Raw genomic sequence first — 16,337 nt, 5'->3', positions numbered from 1 at the left:
GCCGGGAGGTGCTGAATGCGCGTTGAATGGCGCTGAAACATTTCGTGACCGGCGGGAAACCTATGGTCCGGACCGGTTCCTGTTCCGTCACGGGACAGGCACCGGTCCGCAACCCTTACCGAACCAGTCCCAGCGCCGCGTAGGCCGCGTCCAGGGTCGGCACCGCCAGCGCCCGCGCCTTATCCGCGCCCTTGCGCAGGATGGCGTCGAGCGCCGCGCGATCCTCGCGCAGTTCGCGGTAGCGGGCCGCCATCGGCGCCAGCTTCTCGACCAGCAGTTCGCCCAGCGCCGGCTTGAACGCGCCGAAGCCCTGCCCCGCGAAATCGCGCAGGACATCGGCGGCGGTGACGCCGGCCATCGTCGCGTAGATGCCCACGAGGTTCGCCGCCTCCGCGCGCCCGGCCAGCCCTTCGACCTCGCCGGGCAGCGGTTCCGGGTCGGTCCGAGCCTTCTTCACCTTCTGCATGATCGCGTCGGCGTCGTCGGTCAGGTTGATGCGGCTCATGTCCGAAGGATCGGATTTGGACATCTTGGCCGAACCATCGCGCAGGCTCATGATCCGTGCCGCTTCGGGCGGGATGATCGGCTCAGGCAGGGTGAACACGGGCGCTTCTTCCCCATTTTCGTCCTTTGGCGCGAAGTCGTTGTTGAACTTCTGCGCCACGTCGCGCGCCAGTTCGAGGTGCTGCTTCTGGTCTTCGCCCACCGGAACGTGCGTCGCCTGGTAGAGCAGCACGTCCGCCGCCTGCAGCACCGGATAGGTGAACAGCGCGACCGACGCGCCTTCGCGATTCTTGCCGGCCTTGTCCTTCCACTGCGTCATGCGGTTCAGCCAGCCCATCCGCGCGGTGCCATTCAGCAGCCATTGCAGTTCGGCATGCTGGGGCACCTGCGCCTGGTTGAACAGGATCGACCGGTCCGGATCGATCCCGCAGGAAACCAGCGCAGCGACCATCTCGCGCGTGTTCGAGGCGAGTTCCGCCGGGGTGTGCGGCATGGAAATGGCGTGGAGGTCGGCCAGGAAATAGAGGCAGGTCGCGCCTTTGGCGGTCCATTCGTCCTGCATCCGCACCCAGTTCCGGATCGCACCCAGGTAATTGCCGAGATGGAGATTGCCCGTGGGTTGGATGCCGGAAACGATACGCATGGAACGTGCCTTATGTGGTGCGCCTGCGCCGCAGGAGAAGCCGCAGGTCGTCCTTCGAGAATGCCCCGAGCAGGACGGTGGCGAGCCCATAGACCACGCCGCCCGCCGAAACCAGTGCGGCCAGCGCCAGGCAGCGCACGATCCACGTCCCATGCACGTAGGGCGTCAGCGCGTCCTGCGTCAGCCACAGCACCACGCCCATCGCCAGTGCCGCCAGCGCCAGCCGTGGTGCCCGCCGCCGCAACCGCGCGTCGGCGGCGAAATGCCCGCGCGCGACCAGCGTGCGATAGAGCAGCCAGACGTTGACGGTGGACGCCAGCGCCGTCGCCAGCGGCGGCCCGATATGCTTCAGCGGCACGATCAGCAGGAGGTTGCCGACCAGGTTGACCACCATCGACAGGGTGGCATAGCGGACGGGTGTCTTCGTATCCTGCCTGGCATAGAAGCCGGGCGTCAGCACCTTGACCAGGATGTAGCTCGGCAGACCGATCGAGAAGGCCGCCAGCGCCTGCGCGGTGAAGTGCGTGTCCTCCGCCGTATAGCGGCCGTATCCGAACAGCGCCGCCGCGATCGGCTCACCGCTGACCACCAGCGCGACCGTGGCCGGCAGCGTCAGCAGCAGCGCCAGCTCCATGCCCCGGTTCTGCGTTTCCATCGCCTCCGCTTCCGCGCCCGCGCCAAGCTGGCGCGAAATGGTGGGCAGCAGCACGGTGCCAAGGCCGATGCCGATCAGCCCCAGCGGCAACTGGTTCAGCCGGTCCGCCATGTAGATGTACGTCACCGAACCGTGGGCCAGCAGCGAGGCGGCCAGCGCGGTCGAGATCACGAGGTTGATCTGCACCGCGCCCGCCCCGGCGGCGGCCGGCCAGATCAGCGCCATCAGCCGCTTCACGTCGGGGTTCAGGCGCGGCAGGCGCAACCGCAGGCTGACGCCGTTCTGGCGGCAGGCCCACGCGAGCCACAGCAGCTGGAGCAGGCCCGAAACCGAAACCGCGATCGCCTGGTTGCGCGCGGTCACCAGCGGATCGTGCGAATGGAACAGCAGCAGCGCGGCGATCAGCGTCAGGTTCAGCAGGATCGGCGCGGCGGCGTTGACCCAGAACTTGTGCAGCGAATTGAGAATGCCGCCGAACAGCGAAACCAGGCTGATCAGCATCAGGTAGGGGATCGTAATCCGCGAAAGCTGCACCGCGAAGGCGAACTGATCGGGACTGACCCCGTTGAACTTGCCCGACAGCAGGAACGTGACCGGCCAGGCGAACACTTCCAGCAGCACGGTCATGAACAGCAGCACCGGCAGCAGGACCGCCAGCGCCTGTTCGGCGAAGTCCAGCCCGTCCCGCAGGCCGGCACCTTCCGGATCGCCAACCTTCTGGTTGAACATCGGGATGAACGCCGAGGCGAAGGCGCCTTCCGCAAACAGCGCGCGGAACATGTTGGGCAGGCGGAACGCGACCAGAAACGCGTCCGACGCGAAGCTGGCGCCGATATAGCGCGCGAACAGACTGTCGCGCACCAGCCCGAGCACGCGGCTGGCGAGCGTGAGCCCGCCGATGGTGCCGGTGGCCTTGAGGAGGTTCATGGCCTTGTCATGGCCGCTTCAGGGCTCCGCCCGACCGACCGGCACGCGCCGGATCAGGCGTTGCCGACCGGATCGCCCGCGCCGGCTTCCTCGGCCTGGCGCTGCGAAAGCTGCTGGAGATAGAGCCCGTTGAAGTCGATCGGCTCCAGCATCAGCGGCGGATAGCCGGCATCGCGCACGGCATCGGCGATGATGCGGCGGGCGAAGGGGAACAGGATGCGCGGGCCTTCCGCGTACAGGAACGGATGCGCCTGATCATCGGGCACGTTGCGCATGCCGATCAGGCCGCCATAGGACAGTTCCACCAGGAACGCGGTGCCCTGCGCGCCCTTCGACGTCACGTTGATCTTCAGTTCGATCTCATGGACGTCCTGCGCGATGCTGCGCGCGCCGATGTTGAATTCGATCTGGATATCCGGCGCGTCCGTCCACTGGTAGCTTTCCGGCGCGTTCGGATTTTCGACCGAAAGATCCTTCACGTATTGCGAGATCAGCCCGATCGCCGGCGCGGTATCCTCGCCGTTCGGGGCCGGCTGGCCGAGGTTCAGATCGCTGATGATGTTGCCTTCGTCGGCCATGTCCGTGCTTTCCTGCAAGAATTGCGGTTCTTTCCGGCGGGCGCGTAGCATCATGGCGCTGGCGCGGCAATCCGGGCCGGGATAGAGACGTTGCGAACCGCGCGAAAGCGGCGTTGCAGGCGTGTGACACCCCTTTCACGAAAACGACCGCGCGATGGAAACGGCTGGTCGTCCATATGTTGTTCATTTGTAATTCGTACCTATTTGAGGCACGATGATCCGGTGTCGGAGAGACATGGCTCCCGGCGCCCGCTTCTTGGGACAATGAGTGTGGTTGTTGAAATTGTCATTCTGGCGATGATCGCGGCTTTCCTCGGCCTCCGGCTCTATTCGGTGCTGGGGCGCCGTCCGGAACAGAACGAGGAACCGCTGCGCCGCCGTGTGGAACAGCCCGATCCGTCCAGCGCGCCGCGCGCGCTGGCGCCCAAGCTGCCGGAAAAGGCGGCGGTCGCCCTGCGTCCTCAGACGGCGCAACCCGTTGAATTCACCGGATTCGATCAATCGGCGGAGGCTGGCATCCGCGCCATTATCGGCGCCGACCGGCGGTTCGATGTCGGTCTGTTCCTGGTTGGTGCGCGCGGCGCTTATGGCATGGTGCTGGAAGCGTTCTGGCGCGGCGACAAGGAAGCGCTCGGCCAGTTGTGCGACCGCGATGTGTACGAAGGCTTCGCCGCCGCGATCGACGCGCGCATCGCCGCTGGCGAGACTCTCGATTCGCGCCTGATCCGAATCGAGGAAGCGAAGATCGTCGCCGCATCGTTCGACGCGCCGGTTGCCCGCATCACGGTCCGCTTCACCGCGGATATCGCGTCGGTGACCCGCAATGCCGATGGCGTGGTGGTGGCCGGATCGCTCGATGACGCGATCGAAAGCCGCGATGTTTGGACGTTCTCGCGCGACCTGACCTCGCGCGACCCGGACTGGCTGCTCGACGAAACCGACGAAGGGTAATTTCCCATGCTGCGGCGCCGCACGGCGGGCCTGCTTCTGGCACTGGCCCTGCTGAGCGGGTGCGTGCGGCTGATCCCGGGAACAGGCCCAACCGCCGTGCCGCCGGTCGCAACCACGGCCGCCTCGTCCGTCCTCGCCCCCGGTCCCCGCCCCGGATCGCTGGGCATGGACGCGGGGAGAGCGTCGGACGCGCTGGCGGCCTTCGTCACCAGTTGCCCGCGCCTTGTTGCCCGGTCCGACACCAGCGGGCTCACCCGCCCGCAGGACTGGTCGGACGCCTGCAACGCCGCCGCCGGCTGGCCCGCCGCCGACGCGCGGCGCTTCTTCGCAACCTTCTTCGAGACCGCGAAGGTCTCCGACGGATCGGCGTTCGTCACCGGCTATTTTGAGCCGGAAATCGCGGGGGTGCGCACGCGCCAGCCGGGATTCGACGTCGCGGTCTATGGCCTTCCGCCAGACCTTGTCCGCGCAAGGCCTGGCGATGCTCCGCCCCTGCCCGACGGGCTGCAGCCCAAGGGCCGCTATGACGAGACCGGGCGGTTCGTGCCCTATTACAGCCGCGCCGAAATCGAGGATGGCGCACTGGCGGGTAAGGGGCTGGAAGTGGCCTGGGTAGCCGATCCGGTCGCGTTCTTCTTCCTCCAGATTCAGGGATCGGGGCGGCTGCGCGCGCCCGACGGCTCCGTCATCCGGCTGGGTTATGCCGGACAAAACGGGCTGGATTACACCGGCATCGGATCGCTGATGCGCGATCGCGGCCTGATCGGAACCGGACCGGGTCAATACCCCGGATCGATGCAGGGCATCGTTCAGTACCTGCGCGATCACCCCGCCGAAGGCCATGCGCTGATGCGCCAGAACGCGAGCTGGATCTTCTTCCGCGAACTCACCGGCCCCGGCCCGGTCGGCGCGCTGTCCGTGCCGATCCGCGGCAGGACCACGCTCGCCGCCGATCCGGCCTTCGTCCCGCTGGGCGCGCCGGTGTGGCTCCGTACCGACCGGCCGGAAACCAACGGCCTGTGGGTGGCGCAGGACACCGGCGGCGCGATCCGGGGCGCGAACCGCTTCGACAGCTTCTGGGGTGCCGGAGCGGATGCCGCCGTCCTTGCCGGCGGCATGAGCGCGCATGGCGAGGCATTGCTGCTGCTGCCGCGCGGCACGCTGGAGCGGCTGGGGCGCCGATGAAACCGCCGCGCGGCCTGTCGCCCGAAGAAGCCGCGCTCTGGCGCAAGGTGGCCGAAACGGTCACGCCGCTCCATCCCGCCCGGCGCGCGCCACCGCCATCGCCATCGCCGGCAGCGGCGGACACGCCCGTTCCCGCGTCGCCCGCACCGGTCCGGAAGCCGAAAGGCCGTGTGCCTCCGCCCCGGCCCGTTCCGGCTCCGGCACCGGCAGCCGCTCCCCCGCCGCCGACCCGCAACGGGCTCGATTCGAGCTGGGATCGCAAGCTGGCGCGCGGCACGATCGATCCCGACGTGACGATCGACCTGCACGGCATGGGGCTGGACGCGGCGCATGGCCGACTCGTCAACGGCGTGGGGCAGGCACTGGCGATGGGCGCGCGCGTGATCCTGCTGGTCGCGGGCAAGCACCGGCCGCGCGACGACCACGGCTTCCACAGCACCGACGGACGCGGCGAACGGCGCGGGGCGATCCGCGCCAAGCTGCTCGACTGGCTGGCGGCCAGCCCCTATGCCGACAGGATCGCCGCCGTCCGCCCCGCGCAACAGCGCCACGGCGGCAGCGGCGCGGTCTATATCGTCCTGCGCCGCGCGCGGTAAGGCCGTGGCCAGTCAGGTTCGGTAGTTAGGCCAGCGCCGCGCGCACCACGCGGTCGTAGATGCGGGTCAGCACGGCCAGGTCTTCCATCGCCACCGCCTCGTCCGTCTTGTGCATCGTCGCGTTGCACAGGCCGAATTCGATCACCGGGCAGACCGCGCGCAGGAACCGCGCGTCGGACGTACCCCCGCTGGTGGAAAGCTCGGGCGTGAGACCGGTTTCCGCCGCGATCGCATCGGTCAGCAGCGCCGAGAACGCGCCGGGCAGCGTGATGAAGCTCTCGCCCGAGATCACCGCATGAACTTCGACGCGGTGCCGTTCGCCGATGGCACGGACCCGGCCAACCAGTTCCTCGCCCGAATGGAGATCGTTGAACCGGATCGAGAGCCGCGCGGTGGCCTGCGCCGGGATGACGTTGGTCGCCGGGTTGCCCACGGTGATGTCGGTAATCTCGAGGTTGGAAGGCTGGAACCAGTCGCTGCCCTCGTCCAGCACCAGCGCGTCCAGCTCGGCCAGCATCGCCACCAGGCGCGGGCAGGGGTTGTCGGCGAGATGGGGATAGGCGACGTGGCCTTGCGCCCCACGCGCCGTCAGCCACAGGTTGACCGATCCGCGCCGGCCGATCTTCACCGTATCGCCCAGCCGGTGAACCGAGGTCGGCTCACCCACCAGGCAGAGATCAGGCCGCGCGCCCACCGCGTTCATGTGTTCGATCAGGGCCACGGTGCCGAAGCGCGCCGGGCCTTCCTCGTCCCCGGTGATGATGAAGCTGATCGTGCCGGCCTCGGCCGGAATCGCGGCCACGGCGGCCACCATCGCGGCGATCGAGCCTTTCATGTCCACCGCCCCGCGCCCGTAAAGCAGATCGCCGCGCCGTTCCGCCACGAACGGCGCGCTGCTCCAGCCCTCGCCCGGCGGCACTACGTCGACATGGCCCGCAAACGCGAAGTGGCGGCTGCCCGGCGGCCCGTGGCGGATCGCGAAGAGGTTTTCCACCGGCCCGTCCGGCGGATCGCCCGCGATGAAGCGGTGCACCGCGAAGCCCAAAGGTTCGAGCATCGCCTGAAGCGCATCGAACACCAGCCCGGCGGCCGGGGTGACGCTGGGGCATTCGATCAGCCGTTCGGCGAGAAGGACGGGATCAGTGGTCATCGTCGCGGCCTTACGCGATGGCCGCGCGCTTGGCGAGCCGGGAACCATCCACAATCACGCGGCGGCCGATGGCCCGTCGAACTGTTCGATCGTCCATTCCTCCTCGCTGGCCGCGGCCACCCAGGCCCGGACCCATTCGTGATCCCAGATCGCCTGCATATAGGCCACGGCGAAGCCGGGCACCGGCACGCCATAGCTGAGGAAGCGCGAAACGACCGGCGCATAGATGATGTCGGCCGCGCTGAACGTGCCGAACAGGAACGGCCCGCCCTTGCCGAAACGCGCCCGCGCTTCGGCCCACAGGGTGAGGATGCGCACGATGTCCGCCCGCACTTCGTCGGTCACGGCCACACCCTGCATCCGCTTGCGGATGTTCATCGGCAGTTGGCGGCGCAGCGGCAGATAGCTGGAATGCATTTCGGCGACCATCGACCGCGCCATGGCCCGCGCATCGTCCGCGCGGGGCCAGAACCGTTCGCGCCCCACCTTGTCGGCCAGGTATTCGATGATGGCCAGGCTGTCCCACACCACCGCGCCATCCGGCCCGTCCCCGTCCCACAGGATCGGCACCTTGCCCGAAGAAGGCGCGAGATCCTCGGCCTTGCGGGCCTCGTCCCAGTCCTCGCCATAGAGCGGTACCGTGATTTCCTCGAACGCCAGGCCCGATTGCTTGCAGGCCAGCCAGCCCCGCAGCGACCAGCTCGAATAGTTCTTGTTCCCGATGATGAGCTTCATGGCCGCCCTTTCGCACCTGCGGAGGGCGTAACCGTTCATGCTGGGCCTGTCGAGCATGAACGGGGGCGGGTTTGACAGGCGTAATTATCCGTTGCGAACAATGAGAAAGCCGGATCGCCCAATGCGGCCCGGCCTTTTCATGCACGCGAACCAGCCTTCGCGGAAGAGGACCCGGAAGCGCCCCGCAAGACGCTTCCGGGAGGTGTTCAGAAGCGATAGGCCACGCCGGCCAGGACCTGATGACGGTCCCACTTGCCGGTGCCCTGGCTCGCATCGTTGTAGCGGTATTCGAGCCGGGTCGAGAAATGCGGCGTCAGCGCGCGTTCCACGCCGCCACCGACGACCCATGCGTCACGGTCTTCGCCCGCGTTGGCATTGGCCAGATAGGTGCGGGCGCGGATGCTGGAATAGCCGCCGCGGGCATAGACCAGCGTCTTGTCGTTGACGAGGTAGCCCGCGCGGACGGTCAGATCGATCGAGCGCTTCGGATCGATGGTCACGCCCGGACCATAGACGTTGTCCTGGATGCCCCAGTTGATGCCCGCCTCGGCGCCGACGACGACCTTCGGGTTGATCTTGTGGTCATAGCCGATGAAACCGCCCAGCTCGAAGGAATCCTTCTTGCCGTTCACGCCCACGGCGCCGACATCGGTGTTGATCCCGCCGATCTTGTCCTGGTTCCAGCCGGCCTGCACGCCCACGAAAGGTCCATTGAAGGGTTCGGCCGAGGCCGGAGCGGCCAGCCCGATGGCCAGTGCGGCAGCCGCGGCGGAAACAAGAAAAGTCCTCATATTCAATCTCCTGCAAGACGAGGCGCGTAGCTCAGCGTCTCGGCGGCCCATGTAGTGCGGGCGCAGGCGATTGGGATTGGCATTAGGTCGAAGAAGATGTTCGACCTTTCCCGAACTTGACGGGTTTGCGACGAAGCCGGGACAGGCGGTCAACCCGGCGGAGCGAGAAAAAATCGCCTGTGCGCATTTTGCAAGTGTCGCAGCCGCCCGCGCGCGATCACCGCCACACACCGGGACGGGAAGGGCACCCTACCGCGTCCGCTGGGGACGCATGGCCCACGTTCAGATTTCGGAATCTTCCAGAACGGCCGCGCGCAGGTCCTCGATGCCGAGCTTCAGCTCGGACGAGGTGACCAGCACCTGCGGGTAGGCCGCCGTGCGCTTGCGCGCCGCCGCCTGCGTAGCGGCCAGCACTTGCGCGAGATCGGTGGCCTTGATCTTGTCCGCCTTGGTCAGCACCACGCGATAGCCCACGCCCGCCTCGTCGAGCATCTGCATCATCTCGTCATCGACCGGCTTCACGCCATGGCGGCTGTCGATCAGCAGCAGCGTGCGCTTCAGCACCACGCGGCCACGCAGGTAATCGCGCACCAGCCGCCGCCATTGCTCCACCACCTTGGGCGGGGCCTTGGCGAAGCCGTAGCCCGGCATGTCGACGAGCCGCAGGCGTGTGGGTTCACCCACTTCGAAGAAATTGAGTTCCTGCGTGCGCCCCGGCGTGACCGAGGTGCGCGCGATCGACTTGCGGCCGGTCAGCGCGTTGAGCAGCGAGGACTTGCCGACGTTGGACCGCCCGGCAAAGGCGATCTCCGGTACTTCGGGATCGGGCAGGAACTTGAGCGCCGGGGCGGACTTCAGGAAGTCCACCCGCCCGGCAAACAGCAACCGCGCGCGTTCCAGAAGGTCCGCGCGGGCTGCCTGCTCCTCGGGCGAGAGTGCCGGTTCGCTCACCGCGCCTTCGGCTTCTTGTCGCGCGCGGTGGCGCGGTCGATGTCCTGCTGGTCTTTCGATGCCTGCGCCTTCAGCTGCGGGTGGCGGCTGTAGAGGTACTTCTGCTGCGCGATGGTGAGCAGGTTGGAGGTGATCCAGTAGATCAGCAGGCCCGCCGCGAACGGGGCCATCACGAACATCATGATCCACGGCATCATGCCCATCACCTGCTGCTGCGCCGGGTCCATCGCCGCCGGCTGCAGCTTGAACTGCAGCCACATGGTGATGCCGAGCAGGATCGCGAGCACGCCGATGCCCAGGAAGCTGGGCGGATCGAACGGCAGCAGGCCGAACAGGTTCAGCACGTGCAGCGGATCGGGCGAGGACAAGTCCTTGATCCACAGCACGAACGGCTGGTGGCGCATTTCGATGGTCAGCACCAGCACCTTGTACAGCGCGAAGAACACTGGAATCTGCAGGAAGATCGGCAGGCAGCCGGCAAGCGGATTCACGCCCTCCTGCTTGTACAGGGCCATGATTTCCTGCTGCTGCTTCTGCTTGTCGTCCTTGAAGCGTTCCTGGATCGCCTTCATCTTCGGCTGGATCGCGCGCATCGCCGCCATCGAGGCGAACTGGCGCTGCGCCACCGGGAACATCATGCCGCGCACGATCAGCGTGAGCAGAATGATCGCCACGCCAAAGTTGCCGACCGTGCGGAACAGCGCGTCGAGCAGCCAGAAGATCGGCTTTTCGAACCAGCGGAACCAGCCCCAGTCGATCGACAGCGACAGATTGGTGATCCCCGCCTTCTCATAGCGTTCGAGCGTGGCGTTTTCCTTGGCGCCGGCGAACAGGCGCACAGTCTGGCTGGCCTGCTGGCCCGCCGCGACGGTGACCGGATTGTAGAGCAGGTCGGCGCGGAACAGGCCATCGCCCAGCGCGCGGAAATCGCCCTGCGCCTGCGCGCCCGCATCAGGGATCAGCGCGGACAGCCAGTAGATGTCGGTAAAGCCGATCCAATTCGGCTTGCCCTTGGGCGTGACCGTGCCCGTGCCGATCACATCCTTGTAATTGTTGCTAAAATCGACCGATCCATCGAACGCGCCGATCGGCCCGGAATGCACGTTCCAGGTATCGAGGCTGGCGGTGCGGTCTGTCCGGTTGACCAGTGCGAAGGGCCGCACCACCACCGGCGCACCGCCGGCGTTGGCCACCGTCTGCGTCGCCGTCACCATATAGGCGTCGTCGATCGCGTAACGGATCGCGAAGGTCTGCCCTGTCGGGTTGGTCCACTTGAGCGTGACCGGGGTCTGCTGCGTCAGCTTCTGGCCGTCCGCCTGCCAGACCGTGTTGGCATCCGGGGCCTGCACGCCCTGCCCGACCCAGCCGAACTGCGCGAAATGCTGCGCCGGCGTGCCGGCGGGCGAGAACAGGCGGACCGAGGCGCTGTCCTTGGCGATGGTCTCGCGATACTTGTTGAGCGTCAGGTCATCCAGCACGCCGCCGACAAGGTTAATCGAGCCCTTGACGCCCGGCGCGTCGATCGCAACGCGCTGCGGCGAGGCAAGCGCGAGCTTGAGGTCCTGCTTTTCCAGCGCGACGTCGGCGGGATTGAGCAGGCCACCTTCGCGCGTCGGCTTGGCGGGGCGCGCATCCGCGCCGGCCGGCGCCGGGGACGCGCTGGCGCTGGCGACGGGCTTGGCCGGCTGCGGGAAGAAATACCGCGTGCCGAGATCCCAGCCGAGCAGCAGCAGGGCCGTGAGCGCCACCGCCCAGATCAGATTGCGCTGATTTTCCACTCTGCCTCGCGTTCTTGTCTTTGCTTGCCTTGCAGGAAGATGCCCGGTGGACCATGCGACCGCCGGAACATCACGTCTCAGGGCACCGGATCGTAGCCGTGGCCGCCCCAAGGGTGGCAGCGCAATAGCCGCTTCGTCGCCAGCCAGCCACCCCTAATCGCGCCGTGCTTCTCGACCGCCTCGATCGCGTATTGCGAGCAGGACGGCATGTAGCGGCAGGAGGGCGGAAGCACGCGCGAAGGGCCAAGCTGCCAGCCCCGCGCGATCAGGATGAGCAGGCGTTTCATCATGACCGGCGCTCTTTGCCGCCCGTTGCTTTGCCACCAGCGCCCCTGGAGCGCCGGCGCGGCGGATCGCCCTTGCCGGCGGCGGCCCGTACCAGCGCCTGCGCCAGTTCCTGCCGCAGCAGCGCGAAATCGCGCTCGACCCCGCCTTCGCGGCCGATCAGCACGTGGTCCGCGCCGGGCACGCCGATGGCGGGAAGCGCTTCGCGCAGCAGTTCGCGGAACCGGCGCTTCATGCGGTTGCGGACAACCGCGTTGCCGATCTTCTTGGTGACCGTGACGCCGAACCGCATCGCCCCTTCGGGGTGTGAGACGGGGTTCACCAACAGCACGAATCCGGGCCTTGCGACCCGGATTCCGCGATTGGCTGCCAGGAAATCCGCACGCTTCGCCAGCGTTGCGGGCTGCTTGCGCGGAGAGAGCGGACCGGGCACGTCAGCCCGGACGCCGTCCGCGCAAGTCCGGTCGGCGATCAGGCCGAAAGGTTCTTGCGGCCGCGGGCGCGGCGCGCGCGCAGCACCTTGCGACCACCGACAGTGGCGGTGCGGGCGCGGAAACCGTGACGGCGGGCACGCACGAGGCGGCTGGGCTGGAAAGTGCGCTTCATCGCTAAACTCTTCTCGCTCGAATCTGCAAAAGGACACCGCCGCCGCAAGCGACGGGCCGGAATCAGAGGGCGGCCGATACGCAAGCGCGGCCCGCGCGTCAAGCATTCCCGCGCATCATGGCCACGGGCAGCAGCATCCATGGCCTGCCCACACCCCATGATATAAGGAGCATGGCAGCTATTGTAGCGCCATCCGCGTTCCGTTAGGCCCTGTCCATGAATCCAGCGCCAAATCCGGAAACCGCCCCGATCGGCATCACCTCCCCGCCGGGCGGTGGCAGATGGCGCCGCAATGCACCGCGCACGTCGGTCTTCGCCTTGTTCGGCGTGGTCGCGCTGGCGCTGCTGGGGGCGTTCATCCTGATCTTCGCGACGGTGGAGGCCGAACGCATCCAGCGCAGCCAGGCCGCGCGCACCTCGGCCGTTCTGGTCGCGCTCAATGGCGTCGTCGGCGCCACGCTCAATGGCGAAACCGCCCAGCGCGGCTATTTCATCACCTATGACAAGCGCTATCTCGCCCCTTACTGGCGCGGACAGAAGGCCTACAAGACGGAGATCGCGCGCGTGCGGTCCAGCCTGGGCGAGGAGGCCACGCAACAGCAGACGGAACTGGTCGACGAGATCGAGCGGCTGGGCGATGCCAAGTGGGCCGAAATGGGCTCTACCGTGACGCTGGTGGCGAGAGGCGAGATCGCCGCGGCGCATGCACGCATTCTCAGCGACGAAGGGCAACTCGCCATGGACGGGCTGCGCGAGGCGGTCGGACGCCTGGAAACGGTGGAGCGGGCGAGGCTGGCGGATGCAAGCCACCGCGCCGCGCGCACCGAAGCGCGGATCGTTCCGCTGCTTTCGCTGCTGTTCGCGGTGATCGTCTGCGCGCTGGCGCTGGGTCTGTGGCAGACGGTGCGCATGAGCCGCGCCGAGGCCGCCGCCGCCAATGCCGAGGCGATCGCGGAGGCGCGTGACCGTGCCGACCTGCTCGCTAAGGAACTGAACCATCGCGTCAAGAACCTGTTCGCGGTGATTCTGGCGGTGGTGAAGATGTCGGCGCGGGGCGATGCCGCTGCCGCGCCGGCGGTGGACCGGATCAGCAAGCGCATCCATGCCCTCGTCACCGCGCACGACGTGACACAGGGCCGCGAAGGCGCGGAGGCCGATTCGCGAGTCGACCTGGCCGACCTGATCGGCAAGACGATCGCGCCCTACCGCTCCTCCGGCGAACGCTGCGTGCTCGATGGTCCCGCGCTGGCCATCGACGGGCGACACGCCATGCCGCTGGGGCTGGTGCTACACGAAATGGTGACCAACGCCGTCAAGTATGGCGCGTGGGCGCGCGCCGGGGGCCTTTTGGAAGTGCGCTGGCAGGATGTGGACGGCCGCGTGCGGGTGGTCTGGCGCGAGGAAAGCGAAAACGCGCCGCCGCCGCCCGAAGGCGGCAAGCCGGAACGCGAAGGCTTCGGATCAATGCTGATGCGCAGCTCGGCCCGCCAGCTCGGCGGCACCATCGAGCGCCGCTTCGAGGCGGCCGGCATCGTGGTCGAGATCGACTTTCCCCGGCTGAGCTGAAAAGGAGCGGCTTCCCCAACGCGGGGAAGCCGTCTTCCCGGTTAACAGTGCTTGGCCGGTTACCCGTGCTTGGCCTCGCGCGTGGACTGCACCATGCCGGGCGTGATGAAGCCCAGCGGCCCCGGTTCCATCGCGCGCTTCTTCAGCTCGCCTTTCATCCGGGCGTAGTCTTCCTCCATCTCCGGCGTCACCGTCGCGCGCGAATGTTCGAGCGCATCGGCGAAGTCGGCGGCGTTGACCGTTTCCACCCCGCCGCCCGCGCGGCGAATGGCGTTCAGGCCGGCGCGGCGCACCACGTCTTCCAGATCGGCTCCGGTGAAACGTTCGGTTTCCGCCGCGATACGGTCGAGATCGACGTCGTCGGCCAGCGGCATCGCCTTGGTGTGGATGCGCAGGATGCGCGCACGCCCTTCCACGCCGGGCGTGCCGACATAGACCAGTTCGTCGAAACGACCGGGCCGCAACAGCGCCGGATCGACCAGATTGGGCCGGTTGGTCGCGCCGATCAGCACCACCGACTGCAACTCCTCCAGCCCGTCCATCTCGGCCAGAATGGTGTTGACCACGCGCGCCGTCACCTGCGGTTCGCCCACCCCGGTGCCGCGCGCGGGAACCAGGCTGTCGATCTCGTCGATGAACACCACGCAGGGCGCCACCTGCCGCGCGCGGGCAAACAGCTTGGCGATCTGCTGTTCGCTTTCGCCGTACCACTTGCTGAGCAGGTCGGAGGATTTGATGGCGATGAAGTTCGCTTCCGCCTCCTTGGCGACCGCCTTGGCAAGCAGGGTCTTGCCGGTGCCCGGCGGACCATAGAGCAGGAAGCCCTTGGCCGGCCGGATGCCGAGACGGTGGAACGCTTCGGGCGTCTTCAGCGGCAGTTCCACGCCTTCGCGCAGCTTGTCCTGCGCCTCGTCCAGCCCGCCAATGTCGCTCCAGCCGATCGTGGGCGCCTGCACCATGACCTCACGCATCGCGCTCGGCTGCACGCGCTTGAGCGCCTGCACGAAATCGTCGCGCTCCACGCGCAGCGCGTCGAGCACTTCGGGCGGGATCGTCTGCTGATCGAAATCGAGCCGGGGCATGATCCGGCGCACCGCCTCGATCGCCGCCTCGCGCGCCAGCGCGGCAAGGTCGGCGCCGACGAAACCGTGCGTGGTCCGCGCCAGTTCGCGCAGATCGACATCCTCCGCCAGCGGCATGCCGCGGGTGTGGATGCCCAGGATCTCGCGCCGGCCGCTCTCGTCGGGCACGCCAACAACGATCTCGCGGTCGAACCGGCCGGGCCGGCGCAGCGCCTCGTCGATCGCGTCGGGGCGGTTGGTCGCGGCGATGACGACCAGGTTGGACCGCGCCTGCAGCCCGTCCATCAAGGTCAGCAATTGCGCGACCAGCCGTTTCTCCGCCTCGCCATGCACTTCGCTGCGCTTGGGCGCGATCGAATCGATCTCGTCGATGAAGATGATCGAGGGTGCGTTCTGGGTCGCCTCCTCGAACACCTCGCGCAAGTGCTTCTCGCTCTCGCCATAAGCCGAGCCCATGATTTCCGGGCCGTTGATGGTGAAGAAGCTGGCATCGCTTTCATTGGCGACGGCGCGGGCGAGCCGGGTCTTGCCGGTGCCCGGCGGGCCATGCAGCAGCACGCCCTTCGGCGGATCGACGCCCAGCCGGGTGAACAGTTCAGGATAGCGCAGCGGCAGTTCCACCATCTCGCGCAACTGGCGGATGGTATCGCCCATGCCGCCCACGTCATCGTAGTTCACGTCGGCGCGGCTGCTGCGCGGCTCCTCGTATTCGGCGCGCAGCTCGACCTCGGTGTTCTCGTCGATGTGGACCACGCCCTTGGGCACGGTCGACACCACGGTGAGGCGGATCTGCGTGAGCGCGAAGGCCGGCGCGTTGAGCATCTGGCGCAGTTGCGGCGGCATGTCGCCGCGGTTGACCTGTTGCTGCCCCGCCGTAGCGACGAGATCGCCGGTCACCAGCGGACGACCGGCGAAATTGCGCTTGAGCGCGATGGCCGGCCCCTGCAGCCGCAGATCGCGCTGCGCCGGGGCGAAAACCACGCGCTGCGCCGGGCGCGTTTCGATCTTGCGCACTTCGACGTGTTCGCCCGATCCGACATCGGCGTTGGCGCGCTGCAACCCGTCAAGCCGGATCACTTCCAGCCCCTCGTCCTCGGGATAGGGCAGAATCGCCCGCGCGGCCGTGCTGCGCTTGCCGGTGATCTCGATAACATCGCCTTCGGTGACGCCAAGCTGGCCCATCACCGCGCGGCTGATCCGCGCGATGCCGTGGCCGCTCTCCTCCTGCCGGGCGCCGGCGACCTGAAGCCGCACGACCCTGGTGTCCTCGCGTGTCGCTATATCCGCCATGGCCCCTTCCGTCCGAAACATTGCCTGATCCAGAGCTAGGAACCGGGCGATGCTTTTTCAAACG

At 67.6% G+C, this 16,337-nt stretch carries 16 protein-coding genes; 4 read left to right on the top strand and 12 right to left on the bottom strand.

The window, feature by feature from the left end; translation table 11 throughout:
• Nucleotides 1–115: 115 nt before the first annotated feature.
• Genes trpS through secB form a run of 3 tightly spaced genes read right to left on the bottom strand, consistent with a single transcriptional unit; the run spans nucleotide 116 to nucleotide 3,307 of the window.
• A complete protein-coding gene (gene trpS / locus FA702_RS12845) occupies nucleotides 116–1,147 on the bottom strand; it encodes a tryptophan--tRNA ligase (RefSeq protein WP_136956460.1) in 1,032 nt (343 codons plus the stop codon).
• 10 nt (nucleotides 1,148–1,157) lie between these two features.
• On the bottom strand, nucleotides 1,158–2,729 hold the full coding sequence (murJ, locus tag FA702_RS12840; RefSeq protein WP_136956459.1) for a murein biosynthesis integral membrane protein MurJ: 1,572 nt from the start codon (nucleotides 2,727–2,729) through the stop codon (nucleotides 1,158–1,160).
• Nucleotides 2,730–2,782: 53 nt separating this feature from the next.
• The gene (gene secB, locus FA702_RS12835) at nucleotides 2,783–3,307 is read right to left on the bottom strand and encodes a protein-export chaperone SecB (protein WP_124808147.1); all 525 of its coding nucleotides are present in this window, start codon (nucleotides 3,305–3,307) and stop codon (nucleotides 2,783–2,785) included.
• Between the two features lie 270 nt (nucleotides 3,308–3,577).
• Here secB and FA702_RS12830 point away from each other — a divergent pair, with 270 nt between their 5' ends.
• From FA702_RS12830 to FA702_RS12820, 3 genes are read left to right on the top strand one after another with little or no spacing between them, the layout of a single operon-like run.
• A complete protein-coding gene (locus FA702_RS12830) occupies nucleotides 3,578–4,258 on the top strand; it encodes a Tim44/TimA family putative adaptor protein (protein ID WP_136956458.1) in 681 nt (226 codons plus the stop codon).
• A 6-nt stretch (nucleotides 4,259–4,264) separates the two neighbouring features.
• Nucleotides 4,265–5,443: a murein transglycosylase A gene (locus FA702_RS12825; protein WP_210417539.1), complete on the top strand. Its 1,179-nt coding sequence runs from the start codon at nucleotides 4,265–4,267 to the stop codon at nucleotides 5,441–5,443.
• Entirely contained in the window at nucleotides 5,440–6,039 is a 600-nt protein-coding gene (locus FA702_RS12820) for a Smr/MutS family protein (protein WP_136956457.1), read from the top strand. Before FA702_RS12825 ends, FA702_RS12820 begins: the two co-directional genes overlap by 4 nt.
• Before the next feature lie 25 nt (nucleotides 6,040–6,064).
• Here FA702_RS12820 and dapE read toward each other — a convergent pair whose 3' ends face one another.
• From dapE to rpmH, 8 genes are all read right to left on the bottom strand, one after another.
• Nucleotides 6,065–7,189 (bottom strand): succinyl-diaminopimelate desuccinylase, encoded by a 1,125-nt coding sequence (gene dapE, locus FA702_RS12815; RefSeq protein ID WP_136956456.1) that lies wholly within the window; start codon nucleotides 7,187–7,189, stop codon nucleotides 6,065–6,067.
• 54 nt (nucleotides 7,190–7,243) lie between these two features.
• Complete coding sequence (locus FA702_RS12810; protein WP_136956455.1) at nucleotides 7,244–7,924, bottom strand: glutathione S-transferase family protein; 681 nt, start codon at nucleotides 7,922–7,924, stop codon at nucleotides 7,244–7,246.
• Between the two features lie 206 nt (nucleotides 7,925–8,130).
• Complete coding sequence (locus FA702_RS12805) at nucleotides 8,131–8,715, bottom strand: outer membrane protein (protein ID WP_136956454.1); 585 nt, start codon at nucleotides 8,713–8,715, stop codon at nucleotides 8,131–8,133.
• Between the two features lie 282 nt (nucleotides 8,716–8,997).
• Nucleotides 8,998–9,666, bottom strand: a complete 669-nt coding sequence (gene yihA / locus FA702_RS12800; RefSeq protein WP_136956453.1) for a ribosome biogenesis GTP-binding protein YihA/YsxC — start codon at nucleotides 9,664–9,666, stop codon at nucleotides 8,998–9,000.
• Nucleotides 9,663–11,444 (bottom strand): membrane protein insertase YidC, encoded by a 1,782-nt coding sequence (yidC, locus tag FA702_RS12795; RefSeq protein ID WP_136956452.1) that lies wholly within the window; start codon nucleotides 11,442–11,444, stop codon nucleotides 9,663–9,665. Before yidC ends, yihA begins: the two co-directional genes overlap by 4 nt.
• 77 nt (nucleotides 11,445–11,521) lie before the next feature.
• Nucleotides 11,522–11,734, bottom strand: coding sequence for a membrane protein insertion efficiency factor YidD (yidD, locus tag FA702_RS12790; protein ID WP_124808139.1), 213 nt, complete (start codon nucleotides 11,732–11,734; stop codon nucleotides 11,522–11,524).
• The gene (rnpA, locus tag FA702_RS12785) at nucleotides 11,731–12,162 is read right to left on the bottom strand and encodes a ribonuclease P protein component (RefSeq protein ID WP_370385469.1); all 432 of its coding nucleotides are present in this window, start codon (nucleotides 12,160–12,162) and stop codon (nucleotides 11,731–11,733) included. Before rnpA ends, yidD begins: the two co-directional genes overlap by 4 nt.
• Nucleotides 12,163–12,200: 38 nt before the next feature.
• Nucleotides 12,201–12,335 carry a 50S ribosomal protein L34 gene (gene rpmH / locus FA702_RS12780; protein WP_018075531.1) on the bottom strand — a complete coding sequence of 45 codons (135 nt, stop codon included), beginning with the start codon at nucleotides 12,333–12,335 and terminating at the stop codon, nucleotides 12,201–12,203.
• A gap of 216 nt (nucleotides 12,336–12,551) precedes the next feature.
• On the opposite strand from rpmH, the gene FA702_RS12775 reads away from it, so the two are divergent.
• A complete protein-coding gene (locus FA702_RS12775) occupies nucleotides 12,552–13,901 on the top strand; it encodes a sensor histidine kinase (RefSeq protein WP_136956451.1) in 1,350 nt (449 codons plus the stop codon).
• A gap of 59 nt (nucleotides 13,902–13,960) precedes the next feature.
• On the opposite strand, the gene FA702_RS12770 is transcribed toward FA702_RS12775, so the two are convergent.
• On the bottom strand, nucleotides 13,961–16,273 hold the full coding sequence (locus FA702_RS12770) for a CDC48 family AAA ATPase (protein ID WP_136956450.1): 2,313 nt from the start codon (nucleotides 16,271–16,273) through the stop codon (nucleotides 13,961–13,963).
• Between the last annotated feature and the right edge of the window lie 64 nt (nucleotides 16,274–16,337).

The sequence above is a fragment of the Novosphingobium sp. EMRT-2 genome (assembly GCF_005145025.1).
Taxonomy (GTDB): domain Bacteria; phylum Pseudomonadota; class Alphaproteobacteria; order Sphingomonadales; family Sphingomonadaceae; genus Novosphingobium.
The sequence above is the reverse complement of the archived record's forward strand: the minus strand, read 5'-3'. Positions and strand labels throughout refer to the sequence as shown.